General features: G+C 40.2%; 2 protein-coding genes. Both read right to left on the reverse strand.

The features are described from left to right. Positions 1-515 (reverse strand): hypothetical protein (locus AB1488_07330; GenBank protein MEW6409908.1); only part of this gene is annotated, 515 nt, incomplete at its 3' end. Further along, positions 512-2,140 (reverse strand): phosphate/phosphite/phosphonate ABC transporter substrate-binding protein (phnD, locus tag AB1488_07335; GenBank protein ID MEW6409909.1); only part of this gene is annotated, 1,629 nt, incomplete at its 5' end. The genes phnD and AB1488_07330, both read right to left, overlap by 4 nt.

Genomic DNA, 2,140 nt, shown 5'->3' on the forward strand with positions numbered 1-2,140 from the left:
AGGGAGATAGCAAACCTTAGCGTTCCCCATCTTTTTTTTCCAATTGAAAGCGGAGTTCCAACATCGAGGATATTGTGATTTATTGCAGTATTAAAAGAATGCTCAAGGAGGGTGGTCTCTGCCATCAGTAGATTCTGGGTTAATGGGTCATTGTATATCTTGCCATACTCGGTAAGGTCATTGTGTGATATTACCTTACCTTCTTCGTCCAGTATTGCTATATAGACGAGATCAATATCCTGTCTATTGTAGGTCTCCATTACATAGTTATCAATCAGTCCTCCTTCTTCTACAAGTCCAAGCCTCTCATATATAAGGTCATTAATTATTGGTATTGCAAGTGTTTCTGCAAGGAGTTTTCCCTGTCTTTCAATCTCTGCGTAGAGTAGTGTTCTCTCTCTTTCGACCGCCATATAGCCTATAATGCTCATCAGCAGGATGATAGCAATAGTTGTAATCAGTATAAATTTATACTGGAGTCCAAGGTTTTCAAAAAATTTTAATAATCTTTTCATAGCCTTGTCTTTGGGTGGCATCCCCACCCACATGTCTTGGGGATACTGTTGATCATCTTTCTGACCCCCTCATAATCTTTATCTGAAGCGGTTGTAAATCCATAACGAAAGTCTTCATCCCATCTTTTTAATATCTTTTTATGTTTCCTGTCATCCGGGTCAAGACTTAGAAGCGCTCTTTTTATAGCCTCGGCGACTACAGATGGTGTTTTTGGTCCTATTACAATCGGTCCTGATGGTATCGGATCGGACGACGCAATTACCTTGAGACCGAGGGGGATATATTTATCAGCAACAGAGTCCTTAACAGAACCGGCATCAAACTGTCCCCTTAAAACTGCCTTTACAACAGAGTCATGATAGTTGAAATTTGCGAATTTTTTGAGATCGTTGATATGGATTCCTGAGTCAGCAAGAAGGTAGCGTGGGATGAGATTCCCTGATGTAGATTTTAAGGAGGCAAATGCAAATGATTTCCCCTTTAAGTCAAAGAGGTTTTCGATAGAGCTATCCTTTTTTACTACGATGACGCTTTTATATTGTGCACTGCTATTAGCAGTAATCGGCTTCAGGATGCAGATGACGCCATACTTTGCATGTGCCTCAAGATACGAAATAGGACCAAGAAGGGCTATATCAATTGTGCCATTGCCAAGATCGGTAACTGTATCCTCATAGTTTCTTCTGAGGACTAGTTCATAGCTGTAAGATGTCTTCTCGGATAGATAGTCAAGGAATGGCTGATATTTTTCATAGGAGATCCTCGGATTATCCCTCGGGATTACACTGAAGCGCAAAACATTTCTTTTTTCAGGGGTAACCTTATATATATTTTGTTGAATCCTTACCAGTTTCTCCATGTCTCTTATTGAGTTGTAATCCCTATGGGCAATCAGGACAAATCTCTCTATCATCATCGCATCGAGGATTGCCTTACCTTTCGGGTCATTGTGCATATTCAGAAATGCCTCCCTTAACTTTGCCTTGAGGGAGGGGTCTATATTCTTTGTGACCACTACCGGTGGCATGCCAAATGGCGGTGATTTCTCAATGATCTTTGTGAGTTTTGTATAAGGAGAATCTTTCTTGAGCATATAATCGTAAACAAGACCATCCACAGAGGCGCCATCAACAACCTTCTTTGAAACAAGTTCGATTGATTTGTTATGGCTGTAACTGTAAATAAAACGCTTGAAAAAGATCTCAGGGGTATATCTCATCTTTGTCAATCGGTAGGTTGTGTAGAGTTTACCTGTGTTTGATTTCGGGTCTGTAAAGGCGAATCTTTTTCCTTTAAGTTCAGAAAGGGACTTTATTGAACTATCTTTGTGGACGACTATGTAGGAATTATATGTAGCCTTTCCATTTACACTTGGTGCTACGAGAAGCTCAACGCCAAATTTATCATGATCCCATACATAAGGACCTGAACATATAAAGGCGACCTGCACTTCATCTTTTTCAAGCATGGTGTCCATTTCAGCATAACTTCGCCTCAGCACCATCTTTACAGGTCTACCTATCCTTTCTCCCACATATTCAATTATCTCCTGATAATACTTAACAGAATCCACAGGGGTAATCATTGAGGCGACACCTATCTTTAATGGCTCAATTTCTGAAGA

This window comes from Nitrospirota bacterium, from assembly GCA_040756155.1.
GTDB lineage: Bacteria > Nitrospirota > Thermodesulfovibrionia > JACRGW01 > JBFLZU01 > JBFLZU01.